15 protein-coding genes and 1 tRNA gene are annotated in these 15,506 nt (G+C 70.6%); 2 read left to right on the top strand and 14 right to left on the bottom strand.

The features are described 5' to 3' along the window. Window positions 1-105: 105 nt before the first annotated feature. From ITI46_RS02735 to ITI46_RS02695, 10 genes are all read right to left on the bottom strand, one after another. A complete protein-coding gene (locus ITI46_RS02735; RefSeq protein WP_209237729.1) occupies window positions 106-897 on the bottom strand; it encodes an ABC transporter permease in 792 nt (263 codons plus the stop codon). Continuing rightward, window positions 894-1,904 (bottom strand): ATP-binding cassette domain-containing protein, encoded by a 1,011-nt coding sequence (locus ITI46_RS02730; protein ID WP_209237728.1) that lies wholly within the window; start codon window positions 1,902-1,904, stop codon window positions 894-896. The genes ITI46_RS02735 and ITI46_RS02730 overlap by 4 nt, the downstream gene beginning before the upstream one ends. A gap of 64 nt (window positions 1,905-1,968) precedes the next feature. After that, window positions 1,969-2,811, bottom strand: a complete 843-nt coding sequence (locus ITI46_RS02725; protein ID WP_209237727.1) for a DUF4097 family beta strand repeat-containing protein — start codon at window positions 2,809-2,811, stop codon at window positions 1,969-1,971. A gap of 83 nt (window positions 2,812-2,894) precedes the next feature. After that, window positions 2,895-3,422 (bottom strand): hypothetical protein, encoded by a 528-nt coding sequence (locus ITI46_RS02720; protein ID WP_209237726.1) that lies wholly within the window; start codon window positions 3,420-3,422, stop codon window positions 2,895-2,897. A 333-nt stretch (window positions 3,423-3,755) separates the two neighbouring features. Next, window positions 3,756-4,967 (bottom strand): hypothetical protein, encoded by a 1,212-nt coding sequence (locus ITI46_RS02715; protein WP_209237725.1) that lies wholly within the window; start codon window positions 4,965-4,967, stop codon window positions 3,756-3,758. A gap of 257 nt (window positions 4,968-5,224) precedes the next feature. After that, window positions 5,225-5,833 (bottom strand): response regulator transcription factor, encoded by a 609-nt coding sequence (locus ITI46_RS02710; RefSeq protein WP_209237724.1) that lies wholly within the window; start codon window positions 5,831-5,833, stop codon window positions 5,225-5,227. Then, the gene (locus ITI46_RS02705; protein ID WP_307808037.1) at window positions 5,830-6,924 is read right to left on the bottom strand and encodes a sensor histidine kinase; all 1,095 of its coding nucleotides are present in this window, start codon (window positions 6,922-6,924) and stop codon (window positions 5,830-5,832) included. The genes ITI46_RS02710 and ITI46_RS02705 overlap by 4 nt, the downstream gene beginning before the upstream one ends. Before the next feature lie 47 nt (window positions 6,925-6,971). Next, window positions 6,972-7,400 carry a hypothetical protein gene (locus ITI46_RS02700; RefSeq protein WP_209237723.1) on the bottom strand — a complete coding sequence of 143 codons (429 nt, stop codon included), beginning with the start codon at window positions 7,398-7,400 and terminating at the stop codon, window positions 6,972-6,974. Between the two features lie 190 nt (window positions 7,401-7,590). Further along, the gene (locus tag ITI46_RS35370) at window positions 7,591-7,722 is read right to left on the bottom strand and encodes a hypothetical protein (RefSeq protein WP_280634700.1); all 132 of its coding nucleotides are present in this window, start codon (window positions 7,720-7,722) and stop codon (window positions 7,591-7,593) included. A gap of 294 nt (window positions 7,723-8,016) precedes the next feature. After that, window positions 8,017-8,676, bottom strand: a complete 660-nt coding sequence (locus ITI46_RS02695) for a DUF4232 domain-containing protein (protein ID WP_209237722.1) — start codon at window positions 8,674-8,676, stop codon at window positions 8,017-8,019. A 514-nt stretch (window positions 8,677-9,190) separates the two neighbouring features. Here ITI46_RS02695 and ITI46_RS02690 point away from each other — a divergent pair. Continuing rightward, the gene (locus ITI46_RS02690; protein ID WP_209237721.1) at window positions 9,191-9,454 is read left to right on the top strand and encodes a hypothetical protein; all 264 of its coding nucleotides are present in this window, start codon (window positions 9,191-9,193) and stop codon (window positions 9,452-9,454) included. Window positions 9,455-9,781: 327 nt separating this feature from the next. On the opposite strand, the gene ITI46_RS02685 is transcribed toward ITI46_RS02690, so the two are convergent. The 4 genes from ITI46_RS02685 to ITI46_RS02670 all read right to left on the bottom strand — a co-directional run bounded on the left by ITI46_RS02685 (window position 9,782) and on the right by ITI46_RS02670 (window position 13,650). Further along, window positions 9,782-9,854, bottom strand: a tRNA-Lys gene (locus ITI46_RS02685). Between the two features lie 113 nt (window positions 9,855-9,967). Further along, window positions 9,968-12,151, bottom strand: a complete 2,184-nt coding sequence (locus ITI46_RS02680) for a DEAD/DEAH box helicase (protein WP_209237720.1) — start codon at window positions 12,149-12,151, stop codon at window positions 9,968-9,970. A 324-nt stretch (window positions 12,152-12,475) separates the two neighbouring features. Continuing rightward, window positions 12,476-13,093 carry a hypothetical protein gene (locus tag ITI46_RS02675; RefSeq protein WP_209237719.1) on the bottom strand — a complete coding sequence of 206 codons (618 nt, stop codon included), beginning with the start codon at window positions 13,091-13,093 and terminating at the stop codon, window positions 12,476-12,478. Window positions 13,094-13,263: 170 nt separating this feature from the next. Then, on the bottom strand, window positions 13,264-13,650 hold the full coding sequence (locus ITI46_RS02670) for a metallopeptidase family protein (RefSeq protein WP_209237739.1): 387 nt from the start codon (window positions 13,648-13,650) through the stop codon (window positions 13,264-13,266). A gap of 174 nt (window positions 13,651-13,824) precedes the next feature. Between ITI46_RS02670 and ITI46_RS02665 the strand changes: the two genes are divergently transcribed. Beyond that, a complete protein-coding gene (locus ITI46_RS02665) occupies window positions 13,825-15,396 on the top strand; it encodes a metallophosphoesterase family protein (protein ID WP_209237718.1) in 1,572 nt (523 codons plus the stop codon). Window positions 15,397-15,506: the final 110 nt, after the last annotated feature.

The raw sequence follows: 15,506 nt of genomic DNA, 5'->3' as shown, positions 1-15,506 counted from the left end.
CCGACACGGAGTCGGAGCGCGCCGCCCTGGAAACCTGAAGCCCTGGAAACCTGGAGCCCTGAAGCGGGACGAACCGTGGGAAGGCCCGCCGCGCCGCTGTCGCGGCTACCGCGGATCGCGGTTGAACTTCGACGTCGACCAGAAGTACCCGAGCACCGCGAGCCCCACGCACCAGGCGATCGCGATCCACCCGTTGTTGCCGATCTCGCTGCCGAGCAGCAGCCCGCGCAGGGTCTCGATGGCGGGAGTGAACGGCTGGTACTCGGCGATCGGCTGGAACCAGCCCGGCATCGCCTCGACCGGGACGAAGGCGCTGGACAGCAGCGGCAGCAGCACCATCGGCAGCGCGTTGTTGCTGGCGGCCTCGGCGTTCGGGCTGATCAGGCCCATGCCGACCGCGATCCAGGTGAGCGCCATGGCGAAGAGCACGAGCAGCCCGAACGCCGCCAGCCACTCCAGGGCACCCGCATCCGTCGACCGGAACCCGATGGCCACCCCGACGGCCCCCACGAGCACCACGCTCAGGACCGACTGCAGCACGCTCCCGACCACATGCCCGACGATCACCGAACCGCGGTGGATCGCCATGGTCCGGAAACGGGCGATGATGCCCTCGGTCATGTCGTTGGAGACGGACACCGCGGTCCCCACCACCGTGCCGCCGATGGTCATCAACAGGATGCCCGGGACGACGTAGGCGATGTACGCGGAGCGGTCCGCGCCGCCCCCGCCGATGCCCGCGCTCATCACATCCCCGAAGACGTAGACGAAGAGCAACAGCAGCATGACCGGGGTGAGCAGCAGGTTGAGGGTGAGGGAGGGGTAGCGCCGCGCGTGCAGCAGGTTGCGGCGCAGCATGGTGTGCGAGTCGCGGACGGCGAGGGAGAGGGCGCTCATCGGACGGTCTCCTTGGGCTGGTGGGGGAGGTTGGTGCCGCTGGTCAGGGCGAAGAACACGTCGTCGAGGTCGGGGGTGTGCACGGTCAGCTCGTCCGCCTCGATACCGGCCGAGTCCAGCCAGTCGAGGATCGAGCGCAGCTCACGCTGGCTGCCGTCACTGGGAATCTGCAGCGCCAGGGCTTTCTCGTCCCCGGTGGCCTCACCCAGCGCGGACGCGGCCGACCTGTACGCGGCCGGATCGGCGAACCGCAGCCGCACATGCCCGCCCGGAACCATCCGCTTCAGCTCCTCGGCACTCCCCGCAGCGGCGATCCGCCCGTCACTCAACACCGCGATACGGTCGGCGAGTTCGTCGGCCTCCTCCAGATACTGCGTCGTCAGGAAGACGGTGACACCGCCGCGGACCAGCTCACGGATGATCTGCCACATGGTGTGCCGCGACCGCGGATCCAGCCCCGTGGTCGGCTCGTCCAGGAAAATGATCCGCGGGTCCCCGACCAGCGTCATGGCAATGTCCAGGCGCCGCTTCATCCCGCCCGAGTACGTCGAAGCCGGCTTCCCCGCCGCCTCCACCAGATCGAACCGCTCCAGCAGCTCCCCAGCCACCCGCCGCCCCTCCCGCCGGGGGAGATGGTGCAGATCCGCCATCAACAGCATGTTCTCCTCCCCCGTGATCAGACCGTCCACCGCCGAGAACTGCCCCGTGACACCGATCGCCGCCCGCACCGCCTGCGGGGCAGCGGCCACGTCGTGGCCCGCCACCCGGGCCTGCCCGCCGTCGGCGGTGATGAGCGTGGAGAGGATCTTCACGGTGGTGGTCTTGCCCGCGCCGTTCGGCCCGAGCAGCGCGAAAACGGATCCGGCCGGGATGTGCAGGTCGATACCGCGCAGCACGGCCTTGTCGCCGTACGACTTGCGCAGTCCGGCGGCGGAGACTGCGGCCGGTGCCTGCGGACCGGCACCCGCCCCGCCGCGCGCGGACGTGGACATGACAGATGAAGGCATGGAGCCCTCCATTCGAAGGCTGAAGTGACTGGGCTGGTGGGCGAGTTGTCGGTGCCGACGTCGCTCAGACGCGGGCGCGGCGGACGTCGATGTTGCCCCAGCGGGTCCTGGCGTGGACCTCGACGGTGTCCTCGGTCTGCTCCGGCGCCTCGGCGTCGGCGAGCGTGTTGCGCACCTGCCCGCGGTCGGAGCTGACGTCGAGCCAGGCGGCGGTGCCCTCCCGGATGCCGACCTCGATGGCGCCGTAGGAGCTCTCCAGCTGAACGGTGCCGCGGGCGACATCGGCGACGCGCAGGGTGCCGTGAGCTGTGGTGGCGGTGACCGAGCCCTCGGCGCGGACGATGTCGATGGGCCCGTGGGCGCCGCTGACCCGCAGGTCGCCGACCACGGCACCGACGGTCGTGCTGCCCTGCGTGTTCTTCAGGACAGCGGGTCCTTCGACGGTGCCGACGCGCAGACTGCCGGAGCTGGTGGCGATCTCGGCCGCGCCCTCGACCCGGTCGACGGTGACCGACCCGTGTGAGGCGGTGAGCCGGAGCGGCCCGGTCGTCTCGAGGCGGACGTCACCGCCCGAAGTCTTCACCCGGCCCTCGCCGAGGCGGCCCTCGCCGAGCACCTGGGTCCAGGAACCGGTCACCTCGACGCCCGAGCCCGTGGGCAGTTCGACCGTCACATCGACGAGGCCGCTGGGCCCGATGAAGGTGCGCTCCTTGGTCCTGACGGTCAGGACGCCGCTCGCGTACGTGACCTCGGTCTGCTCGGCGGCCCGCACGTCCTTGTCCCGCTTGGGATCGCGGGGCCGCACCTCGACGACGGTGTCGGTACGGTCGCCCGCGGCGAACCGGATGGAACCGGCGCCCACATGGGCGGTGACCGAAATCGGCTCGGGGGTGTCGAAAGAAGGCATGGCTGTACCGTCCTCATGGGTCCTTGGGGCGTCCCCGCAGGTGGGACGCGGTGTGAGTGAGAAGTGGGCGGGCGCGGGCGCGGCTAGCGCACCCAGCCCGTGAAGCTCTGTCCGAGGGTGCGGGTCTTCTCCGCCGTACGCGGCCGGGCTCCGCCCTCGACCGCCGCCGACACGGCCCGTACCAGCCACGCGTTGACCGACAGCCCCTCCCGGCCCGCCGCCTCCTCGGCACGCGCCTTGAGATGGGCGGGCAACCGCAGATTGACGCGGGCGGTGCCACCCTCGTCGCCCTCGGCCGGCACGGCCGGCGCCGGCGCCCTGAGCGGTTCGGGGGGCGCGGCAGCCGCTTCCGCGGGGCCACTGTCGGCCGGCGGCAGCGTCACCACGAAGTCGGGGTCCAGCCCGCGCAGCCGTACATCGACCGAGCCGGGCGCGAGCTCCCGGGTGATCTCGTCCATCGCGGCGGAGAGCACATTGAGCATGGTCAGACGGGACGCCGACTCCAACGGCGCGGTAAGCCGCTCGGCCAGCTCGCGGGCATCTTCCCCACCGGCTTCGGCGGCCACCGCAAGTTCGCGGCGAAGGGTGTCGACATACGGCGTGAGGTCCATGGCGGTAATAGTGGCACCACTATGGCGCCATCCGCAACCCCGAATGGCACTGCGCATCCCACAATCTCCCCCGCTTACGCTCTGACCTGCACAAATGCTGGCGAGCCAGCCTGCGCCAGGCTGGCACCACGGCCACTCACTCAGCTCGGGGAGCAGCAAAATGGCGCCGTCGCGGCACCCTGTGGCGCCACCACTCGCCCCGAAGCTGGCACCACGCGGCACCACGAAACGCCAGCCCTGGAAACCGCACCCTTGCGGACCGTGGACGCGCACATGGCCCGCCTGCCGGATGACAGACGGGCCATGGCTGGCCGTGCGGCGGACCTGCAGCCGTCAGCCGACGGAGTAGCCGCTGACCTTGACCAGCCGGAACCCTCGGTGCATGAGTTCGTTGAAGGTCTGCTGGTACTGGCCGGCCGTCAGACCATGACGCGCCTCCAGCGGCGGGCCCCCACTCTTCTCGAACACCGCAGCGAAGCGAGGCCCACCACTCGTGGCGTAACCACTGACATCCACCGGCCGAAACCCCCGGCCCACCAGCTCATTGAACGTCTCCTGATACTGGTCCGCCGTCAAACCATGACGCGCCTCGAACGGCACCCCATCACGCTGCTCAAACACCGCAGCGAAAAACACCTCACCACCATCCGAGTAACCACTGACATCCACCGGCCGAAAGCCCTGCCCCACAAGCTCGTTGAAGGTCTGCTGGTACTGGTCCGCGGTCAAACCATGACGCGCCTCGAACGGCGGGCCCCCACTCTCCTCGAACACCGCAGCAAAACGAGGCCCACCACTCGTGGCGTAACCACTGACATCCACCGGCCGAAACCCCCGGCCCACCAGCTCATTGAACGTCTCCTGATACTGGTCCGCCGTCAAACCATGACGCGCCTCGAACGGCACCCCATCACGCTGCTCAAACACCGCAGCGAAAAACACCTCACCACCATCCGAGTAACCACTCACATCCACCGGCCGATACCCCTGCCCCACAAGGCGGTCGAATGTCTCCTGATACTCCGACGCCGTCTGACCGTGCACGGCGAACCACGAGACTCCCGTGTCAGCCTGCTCCCACAGTGCGGCGAACCGCTGGCTGTCGGTCGTCAGTTGGCTGCCTTGGGCACAGGTGACCTCGCCCGAGTCGCTGTCCGCCTCGCAGAAACCGTTGAGCAGCTGGAACGTCACATGCGAGTTGTTGCCTTTACCGCCGACGTGGACGATCGAGAACCCCTGTCCGGCCGGATCCGCGGCGGCTGGGGTCACACTCTCGCCGTAGGAATTCGAGCCGATGAAGGGGTTGTCCCAGTGCAGGCTCACCTCGCCCATACGTACACCGTCGACGTCCTCGAGCTGATACGTGACGCTGCCCTCCGTACCGGTGGCGAAACCGTTGGACTCGGACTCCCACTCGCCCCGGTCACCGATGAGCAACGGGGGCTTCGTGGTCCATTCGCCATGGTCGAGCCCTTGGCTGGTGCGCCTGAGATTGAAACTGCCGGCTCGGTTCTCGAGGGTTACGTGAGTTGATCTGGCGGCCATCGTCACTCCTCTCGAATGAAATACGGACGGGGATTACGGGATTACGGAGATGCAGATACGGATACGGGTATCGGCGCGGATACGGACGCATCAATCAAATGCCGCGAGTGCAAAATCAGCGGCAGCAGAATTCAAGTACCAGCTGAACGGGTCCGCCTTCCGGCGCGTACGACCCAATAAGCGCCTTTTACCACGCTATCCCCGCCCCCCAGTGCCCGCATCCGGGCCGGCCGAGGCATGGCGTGTGGTGAGAGCGGTTACAGCCAGCCGCGCTCGTCGGCCACTCGCAGAGCCTCCATCCGGTTGCGGGTGCCGGTCTTGGTGGTGGCCCCGGACAGATAGTTCCGCACGGTGCCCTCGGCGAGGTACAGCCGAGCGGCGATCTCGGCCACGGTGGCGCCGGAACGGGCCGCGATCAGCACATCGCGTTCGCGTGCGGTGAGTGGCGATTCGCCTGCCGCCAGCGTGGCCGCGGCCAGCGCCGGGTCCACCACCCGTTCACCGGCCGTCACTCGCCGGATGGCGTCGGCGAGTGTGTCGGCCGGGGCGTCCTTCACGACGAAGCCGACGGCGCCTGCCTCCATGGCCCGGCGCAGGTAGCCGGTGCGTCCGAAGGTGGTCAGGATGACCACCCGGCAGTCGGGCACCTGCGCGGTGAGCACGGCGGCCGCCGCGAGGCCGTCCAGTCCGGGCATGTCGATGTCCAGTAGCGCGACGTCGGGGCAGTGTTCCAGTGCCGCGGCAGTCACTTCGTCGCCGCGGCCGACCGAGGCCACCACCTCGAAGTCCGGTTCGAGGTCGAGCAGTACGCGCAGTGCTTGCCGGATCAGCTCTTGGTCGTCGGCGAGCAGGAGCCTGATCGTCATGCTGACGCCTCCACCCGCAGCGACCACCCGCAGGGTTGCACGGGGCCTGCGGTCAGCAACCCGCCGGCTGCGGTCACCCTGGCGCGCAGGCCGTCCAGCCCCGACCCGGTGCGGGGCTGATCGCCGACGCCGTCGTCGCGCACCTCGACGGAGGTCGCGGTCAGCTCGACCGCGCACCGGCCGGCCCGCGCGTGCCGCACCACGTTCGTCACCCCTTCCCGTACCACCCAGCCGAACAGTTCCTGCCGCTCCTGCGGCACCACGTCGCAGGCGGTGGGCAGGTCGGCGACGACCCCTGCGGCGCGCAGCAGCTCCCGGCCGCGGGCGAGTTCACCGGCGAGCGTCACATCCCGGTAGCCGGATACCGCTGCCCGCACGTCGGCCAGCGCCTGGCGGGACAGTTGCTCCACCGATTCCAGCTCGGCCAGCGCCGCAGGAGATGCGCTGACGGCCAGCTTTCGGGCCAGGGTGCTCTTCACGGTGATGGCGGTGAGCGAGTGGCCGAGCAGGTCGTGCAGATCGCGGGCGATCCGGTTGCGCTCGGCCTCGGAGGCCAGCCTGGCCACCTCCGCCCTGGCCTCGCGCAGCTGCTGGTTGGCCGTGGCGGTACGGCTGAAGGCGTGCACCAACAGCGCGGTGAACACCACGGCCACCGCGTAGTACCAGCTCGGGCCGGTGCTCCAGCCAGGCACCAGCGTCGGCACGGCCACACACGCTGCGGCACCCAGCACCACGAGCGCCGACGCCGTTCGGCCACCGACGCGCGCCGCTGCCGACGGCACGATCACCGCAGCGAGAATCAGCGTGTTCTCGCGGGCCAGCGGCGCGACCAGGACGGCCAGCACCGCCATCACCGCCAGCAGCCACCAGTAGGCCCGCCATGCCGTCCGCATCGTGGCCACCACCAAGGCCAGGTAACAAGTGGAAACGGCCACCAGCAGCAGGTAGCCGACGACGAGGCCGGCGCCGCGCGAGTACTGGGCGACGCCGGCAGCTGCCAGGAACGGGTAGCAGAGCATGCCCAGCGAGAGGAGCAGTCGGCGCCGCTCGTCCAGACCGCGCAGTTCCGCGGATTCCAGCCGGTCATCCACGTTGGTGACGGTACCGCCACTCGACCGGGCCGGTGCTGATGGTGTGCTCACCGGACCGCGAAGGTACTGCGCACAGTCCGTGCAAGGGTCACCAGGACGACGATGACCAGCAGCGCACCGCACATCCCATTCTCGACCTTGAACCAGAGCGGGAAGGCGCCGGGGACGGACTCGATCACGACGACTGCCACCACCTGGGCCAGCGCGATGATCTGCACCCTGCGGTAGTTCCTCCGTGCGCCTTGGGCCATGGACACACCGAGCGCGAAGGTGACCAACGAGGCTACGGCGAGAACCGTGCCACGGATCCACACCGCATCGGTAACCATGTCGGGGTTGCCGCTGAACACCACGATCGCCAGCAGGGTCAGCACACTCAGTGCCGCGTAGCCACCGAGTAGTACCTGGGCGATGTGCAGCTTGTGGCGGGCGTCGGGGTCGGTCACGGTCACGGTCGAGCTGGTCTGTTTCGTCATGCCTCAACGCTGATCAACCCGCGCTCCCACCGGTAGCGTCATCGTTCACCGCCCCGTCGTGACATCTGTCAGAAGCCACCCCGGCGGCCGTGACCGTCGCCCCCAACTGCTGCCCTGGCAACGCGGATCAGGCCCAGGTGAGCCATCACCGCAGACACCCCGCGCCTGTTGCCGTGGCCAGGAAGGTGGGTCAGGAAGGTGTCGTCGGCGTGGGCCCCAGCGCGCGGACCGTGACGTCGATCGCGGTGGCCGGCCGTTCCGGGTCGTGGCCGGCTCGCTCCCGTACCCGCAGCCCGAGGACTGTGGTGAACAGGAGTTCCACGGTGGCCTCGACCTCGAGATCGGCGGGCAGTTCGCCCTTGCGCCGCCCGGTAGTGGTCGAGCGCGCGCAGGAACAGTGTGTGCTTGTCGGTGAACGTCCGGTACAGGCTGCCGGGCGTGAGCTTGGTGGCGGAGATGATGCCGACGGCCCGGCCGGCGAACGGGCAGCGCTCAGCTTCATCGTTCGAATCCCCGCATGCATCGAGCCCAGCGAACGATGAGGGCAACGTCGCTGAGCCATCGAATGCACCGTCTTCCGGCTGTTCGGCCACCGCTGGCTTAAGCCCACGTGGTGTTACTGCTTGCCGGTGCCGACGGGGTCGACGGTGATCTCGTCGGCATCGGTCCCGGCGGGGATGTCGAAGCCGACGGACAGGTTCTTGGAGTGGGTCTCGTTGGGCGGGGTGACGACGAGGCTTGTGATGAAGTAGCCGGTCTCGCCGGTGTTGTTCTCGGGGTAGCTGATGGTGAAGCGGGTGGTCTCGCCGTTCTGCAGGGTGACGTCAGGGGCGGCCTTGTCGCTGCGCTTTGCGCTGAGGGGGTGGCCGATGTCCTGGGACTGGAGGTCGGCGCCGGGGAAGCCCTTGAGGGAGCAGGCTTCGCCGGTGTTCTTCATGGCGACGCGGAGCTGGCCGTCGGCCATGCCGTGGGCGGTGTGGAATTCGAGGTTGGAGGTCTTGCAGGTGCCGGTGGTGACGTCCCCGCCGCCGCTGCCCTGGGCGGAGTTGGCCTTGGCGCCGTTGGTCTTGGTGCCGTCCTTGTCGGATGCGTTGCTGCCGCCGGTGCCGCCGGAGTTCCCTCCCGAGGACGTGGAGGAGGACGAGGAAGACGAGTCCGGGGAGGAGGACTTGGAGGTGTCCTTGCCCGCATTGGAGTCACTGCTGCCCTGGCAGGCGGTCAGCGACAGGCCCGCGGTGAGGGCCAGGGCGGCGAGGGTGAGCTTGCGAGCGCGCATGGTGTTCATCCTTTGCAGTCGGTGCCGTCGGCCCGGCACGAGTGAGCGTTACTGACTGCTTCGATCCACCCGGCCCGGGAATTGTTCGCGCCCGCCGTTCCCTCTTACACGCCTGTGACACAGCGCCCAGCGGAACACCGGCGCCGGCTCCGCCGGGCCCACACCACCCGATCCCCCACCGCGCACCCCGGCCTCACACCGCCATCCACCCCGGCAAACAGGGCGCGCGAGAGCCATACCGAACACCGCACCGCCACGCCCCACTGCCGCTCGCCCGCAACGGCGTCGAGCTCGACGCCAACGCCAACCAGCTGTGACCGGCCACCACAGGCCAAGTCACCGCCGAGCCCTCGCCCTACCTCTTCCGGGGCCGGCGATAGCGCCAGCCCCGGTGGAGTCTTCCCTTTTTGGCTCCGCTCCCACAGCGCGCTGGACGAGTCCGCGAAGGAGACGCCAGAGGGACGACCGTAGCCCCGCTGTTCTCCTGGAGGAACTTCTCGCTGTCCGCACTGACATGGGCTCCTCGCGCGTCTCGTCAGCAGGCCCGAGCCCGAGCGATCTCCACGCCTTCTCGAAGATCGTCACCGAACCGGTGGCTGACGACGGAATTGATCTCATCGATGAGGAGATGCTGATGCTCGCCTGGCCTTGCGACTTGTTTGTCTACCGCAGCCACGGCAGCGTTCAAGAACTCCTTGGTGAGCTGGTACTCGGAAGCGTGGCCAGCGCACCGCCTGCCTCTTGCAGCGTCAGCGGCCAGTTGCTTGGCGATCCATAGTGCTCCCACATCGTGTGAGCAAGATCCGTCTCGTAGGCCATCTGGTCGTAGGGGGTGCTCAGCCTCTGCCGGCAACGGCGTGGGAGGTCAGCTTTGAGCACCGCGCGAAGGACGCATAGCCGGTCCCCTGAGACGGCGCACACGAGGACCAGCGCGCTCGACGCGACTCAACGCCTGCATCCTTCGCGACAGCTCCCGACTCCCCTCTCTGTGCGGATGCGCTCCCCTGGCGCTCCCCTGCCCCTCGTCACCGGGAGCCGGGCAGCGGCACTGCGCCAGAACAAGGAGAAACCCCAGGTCAGACGAGTCTGACCTGGGGTCCAGCGGTAGGCCGTGTGGGACTCGAACCCACAACCAATGGATTAAAAGTCCACTGCTCTGCCAATTGAGCTAACGGCCCGCACCGAGCAGCATAGCCCGGGGGTCGGGCGGGCTTCGAAGGCATTCCGGGTTGAATGCCTTCGAGGCTGCGATCGGGCACGCGTTCGGGAGGGCCGAAGCCCTCACCGGTCGTCAGCCGTTGCGCTTCCAGCGGGGCTTGTCCGCGCGGCGGTCCGGCGTGCGGGCGCCGTTGCGGGCGGGGGCGTAGGAGCTGGAGCGGTGGTCACCCGCGCGGCCGCCCGGACGGCGGTCGTCGCGGCGGTCGCGGTGGTACGAGCGGTCGCCGCCGCGGAAACCGTCCCGGCGGAAGCCGCGGTCGCCGCCCTCGCGGCGGTCGTCGCGGCGGACGTCGTCCCGGCGGTAGCCCGCCGAGCCGCCGGAGCCGCCACGGCCACCGTCCCTGCCACCCTCACGCCGGTCCCGGTCCCGGTCCCGGTCCCGGTCACGATCGCGGTCCCGGCCGTACGGGCGCTCGTCACGGTCCCGGTCCCGGCGGAAGCCGCCACGGTCGCCCCGGTCGCCCTTGTCGTACGGACGGCGGTCACCGCGGTCACCGCGGTCCCTGCGGTCGTACGACGAGCGCCCGCCGCGGTCACCACGGTCACCACGATCGCGCTCGGACCGCTCCCGCTCCGCCCGCTCGCGGCGCTCCGCCTCGGCCTTCGCCTCGCGCCGGGCCTCGGCGCGGGCCTCCTCGGCGGCCTGGGCCGCCTCCGCCTCGGCGGCGGCCGCGACGGCGGCCTCCGGGTCCTCGCCCCGCTCACGCGCCGCGCGGGCGGTCAGCAAGGTGGCCTCCTCGCGCAGCTCGGCGGCGCGCCGCTGCAGCTTCTCCAGCTGGCGGCTGAGCTTCTTCGCCTCGCGCTCCGCCTGCCGGGCCGAGTTCGCGGCGGACTCCGCCTGGACCTCGGTCAGCGAACGGGCGCCTGTGATACGCGCCACGTCCTCGTCGAAGACGTCGCCGCGGCCGATGATGTGCCGCGAGGCGTTCACGCCCGCGTCCTCCATCAGCCGGAAGATCTGCCGCCGTTGGTGCGGCAGCGCCAGCGAGACGACCGTCCCGGACTCGCCGGCGCGCGCCGTACGGCCCGAACGGTGCAGGTAGTCCTTGTGGTCGCCGGCCGGGTCGACGTTCAGCACCAGGTCGATGCCGTCGACGTGGATACCGCGCGCTGCGACATCCGTGGCGACCAGCGCGTTGACCTTGCCGTCCTTGAAGTCCGCCAGCGTGCGGGTGCGCGCGCCCTGGGTCATGCCGCCGTGCAGCGCATCCGCGCGTACGCCCGCCTCGCGCAGCTGCTCGGCGACGCGGTCGGCGCCCAGCTGGGTACGGACGAAGATGATGGTGCGGCCCTTGCGGGCTGCGATGGCGGTGGTGACCGGCGCCTTGTCGCGCGGCTTCACGACCAGCACGTGGTGCGTCATGGTCGTCACCGCGCCCTGCGCCGCGTCCACCTGGTGCGAGACCGGGTCGACCAGATAGCGGCGCACCAGCGAGTCGATCTCCTTCTCCATGGTGGCGGAGAAGAGCATCCGCTGGCCGCCCTCGGGCACCAGGTCCAGGATCTCGGTGACCTCGGGCAGGAAGCCCAGGTCCGACATCTGGTCGGCCTCGTCCAGGATCGCCGTCTCGACGTCGTCCAGGGAGCAGGAGCCGCGGTTGATCAGGTCGCGCAGCCGGCCGGGGGTGGCGACGAGGATGTCGACGCCGCGTTCGAGCGCGGAGATCTGATTGGCCATCGACGTACCGCCGCACACGACCTTCAGCTTGAGGCCGAGCGTGTCGCCGTACGGCTGCAGCGCGTCGGAGACCTGCATCGCCAACTCGCGGGTGGGCGTGAGGATGACGCCGCGCGGGCGCTTGCGCTGGGTGCGGCCACCGCTGAGCCGGGCGAGCAGCGGCAGACCGAACGAGAGGGTCTTGCCGGAGCCCGTACGGCCACGGCCGAGCACGTCCTTGCCGGCCAGCGCGTCGGGGATGGTGGCGGCCTGGATCGGGAACGGCGCGGTGACACCGTTCTGGGCCAGCTTGCGTACGACGGCCTCGGGGAGCCCGAGGTCGCCGAAGGTGATCTTCGTCTCAGCCGCCTCACCGACGGTCTCGTCGGCCTCGTCGGCCGCCGTCTCGTCGGTGGGCAGCTCGGCCGTCGTCTCGGCCGTTTCCGTCATCTCAGGGGCCTCTTGGGCGATTTCGGGGGTCTCGGGGGCCGTTTCGGCGACCGTCCCGGCCGTGAGCTCAGCCGTGGGGTCGGCCGTGGCCTCAGCGGCCGGCTCGGGGAAGTCCTCGGGCCGTACGGCGGCAGGGGTGGTGACAGACATGCGAGTTGCGACAACCTTCCGGAGTCTTTCGGCACGCGCCCATAACTCCGTGAAATTCGCAAAGAACCGCCTCGATGCGGTCAGCCACGGCCAGAGAGAACGCGCCACACGGCGCGCTGTGCTGACGGCGCCGGGCAAATGGGATCAAACGATCTACCAGCATACGCGGCTCCGAGAGCAACGCGCAAACGAGCCCCGGAGCAACGCGCAAACGAGCCCCGGTCCGCACCCGGTCCGCACCCGGTCCACCACCCGGCCGATCCCCACGCGCCGGCCCATCCCCTCGGGCCGGCCGGGCCCGGGCCCGGCCGGCCCGGTCCGCCCTCAGGCCGGGCTGGGCTGGGCGCGGCGGGCGAAGCTGTCGGAGCGGGTGGGCGAGGCAGTGGTCCGGGTCGGTGAGGGGTCCGGGTCGGGCGCGCTGGACGTGGGGCTGGGCGAGCTGGTCGGTGTGCCCGGGCCGCCGCCGTCTCCGCCCCCGCTCCCGGAGCCGCCCGAGCCGCCGCCGTCCCCGCTCGGCCGGGGCCTGGGCCGGTTCCGGTCGCCGCCCGGCGACGAGCCGGCGTCGGGCCCGGCGGAGGAGGTGGGCTCTCCGTCGGCGCCGTCCCGGTCCCCGGCGCGTGCGCCGTCACCGTCCGCACCGCGCTTCGCGTGCTCATCGTGCCGCCCGCGCTCCCGGCCCCTGCGCCCGTCGGCGCCGGAGTCCCCGCCATGGGTGTGACCGTTCCGGTACCCGGTCCCGTCCAGCCCGCCCTCGGGCTCGGCGGCCCCGCCGTTGTCGTCCGCGCGGCTTCCCACCGGGGTGGTGCCCTCACCGGTGTCGCCGGCGCCCTGCACCGTCATACAGCCGCTGAGGGTGGAGACCGCCGCGAGTATCAGCGCCCCTGCGGTCGTCGTCCGCGCGACGGCGGTGGGGGTGGGCGCAGCGGTACGGGATCGGCGCACGGTGGGACCTCCTGCGCGGGACTGCAGCGGGACTGCGGCGGGGCTTCGGGCAAGTGCCATGCCCAACTTCCCTTCACCCCAACAGGTCACGCCGCACGGCGCCGACGGCGCCCGGGACGGCGCGCGTCGTTGCGCGGAGCGCCGCCGGACGCCGCCACCCAGGGCGCCGCTCACCCGTACCCGAGGGCGTGCAGCCTGTCGTCGTCGATGCCGAAGTGGTGCGCGATCTCGTGGACGACGGTGATCTCGACCTCCTCCACGACCCCCTCCCGGCCTCCCCCGTCGCCGCCCTCCTGGTCGCTCTCCCGGTTGCTCTCCCGCTCGACCATCCGCAGGGTCGGCCCCCGGTAGATGGTGATGCGGTCCGGCAGCACGCCCGCGTACCACTCGCCCCGCTCGGTCAGCGGCGTCCCCTCGTAGAGACCGAGCAGCTCGGGATCGCTCGCCGGAGGCTCGTCCTCCACGAACACCGCGACGTTGTCCATGAGCCTGGTCAGCTCCGGCGGTATCCGGTCGAGGGCTTCGGCGACCAGCTCCTCGAACTCCTCACGCGTCATCTCCAGCACCCGCCCATTGTCGGCCAGCATCCCGGCTCGGGCATCATCCCTTCCGGGCCGAGGCACCCTCCTTTTCCGGCCTCCTCCGGGCGGAGGCACGCTCCTTCTCCGGATCCTTTTCTTCCCGGTGTACGTACGGCATACGAATGCCGCGCAAAGGGCATACGGGCCCTCATGGCCAGCGTTGTCACCAAGCCGTCGCGGGCCGCGGGGAGCCGGTTCCGACGGTTCGCCGCCCGGCTGTCCGCCGCAACCCGCCACCCGAGGCCCTACCAACGCGCCGCCGGTCTGGTCGTCGTCACGCTGCTGGGAGCCTGGCTGGGGCTGCTCGCCGTGGGCAGCGTGCAAACGCCCGTCGGTCCCGTGGACACGACGATGACGCTGCGCCCCTCGCTCGCCGGCGGGACCAAGGTCAACGTCTCCCCGCTGGGCGCACTGGAGCTGCACAGCCACACCGCGCCGCTGCGGCTGGACGTCGACGTCGACCAGCTCGACCAGGAGCGCGCCGCGGCGCTCGTGGACCATCCGGAGCGGATCGAGGGCCTGGAGGACGAGATCTCCGGCGACGTCCGCTCGGGGGCGCTCGATCTGGGGGTGCGCTCGGCCGTCGCGGTGCTGACCGGCTCCTGCGCGCTCGCCCTCGCCGTCTACCGCCGCCCCCGCAGGGCCCTCGCGGCGGGCGGCCTCTCCCTCGCGCTGCTGGTGGCCTGCGGCGCGACGGCGGCGGCGACGTGGAACCCGAAGTCGGTGCTGGAGCCGAAGTTCTCCGGGCTGTTGGCGAGCGCCCCCTCGGTGGTGGGCAACGCGCGCAGCATCGCCACCGAGTTCGACGTCTACCAGAAGGAGTTGGCCCGCCTGGTCACCAACGTCACCAAGCTCTACGACGCGGCCTCCACCCTCCCGGCCTATCAGCCCGATCCCTCGACGACGCGGGTGCTGCACGTCTCGGACATCCACCTCAACCCGGCCGCCTGGCACATCATCCGGTCGCTGGTCGAGCAGTACAAGATCGACGTGATCGTCGACACCGGCGACACCATGGACCACGGCACGGCCCCCGAGAACGGCTTCCTGCAACCCATCCCCGACCTGGGCGCACCGTACGTATGGGTACGCGGCAACCACGACTCGGCCACCACCCAGAAGGCCATGGAGAAGCTGGCCGGCAAGCGCGGCTCCCGGGTGCACGTGCTGGACGAGGGCGTCCCGGTGAACGTCGCCGGCCTGCGGATCTCCGGCTGGGGCGACCCGCAGTTCACCCCGGACCGCTCGGTCAAGCCCGAGGGGGACCCGGCGGAGCGGGCGGAGGGCCGGCGGCTGGCCGGCACCCTGCGCGGGCAGCGGGCCGCCGGTACGCCGGTGGACATCGCGGTGGGTCACAACCCGGTGCTGGCCAAGCAGACCGACGGCCTGGTGCCGCTGACCCTGGCCGGGCACACCCACAACCGGAGCACACAGGTGCTGCCGCACGACACCCGGCTGATGATCGAGGGCTCGACGGGCGGCAGCGGGCTGCGGGCCGTCGAGGGCGAGACCCCGGACAAGGTGCAGGCGTCCGTGCTCTACCTGGACCGGGACAGCAACCGGCTGCAGGCGTGGGACGAGATCGATCTGGGCGGCCTCGGGCTCTCCAAGGCGGAGGTCTCGCGACACCTGCCGGGGGACATAAAGCCCGGCTCCTCCCCCTCGCCGTCGCCCTCCCCCTCGTCGAGCCCCACCGCCACCAGTCCGGCGACCGGCCGCTGAGGTGCGTCGGGACTCGGGGGGCTACGGGGGGAGGACGAGAGGCGGGCGCCAGAGGGCGGACAGCCGCCGCCCGGATATGTTTTGGCGAACGGTCCGTGCATCCCATATGC

The organism is Streptomyces oryzae (assembly GCF_017676365.1).
Classification (GTDB): domain Bacteria; phylum Actinomycetota; class Actinomycetes; order Streptomycetales; family Streptomycetaceae; genus Streptomyces; species Streptomyces oryzae.
Note: the sequence above shows the minus strand (reverse complement) of the source record. Positions and strands in the feature narration are given on the sequence as shown.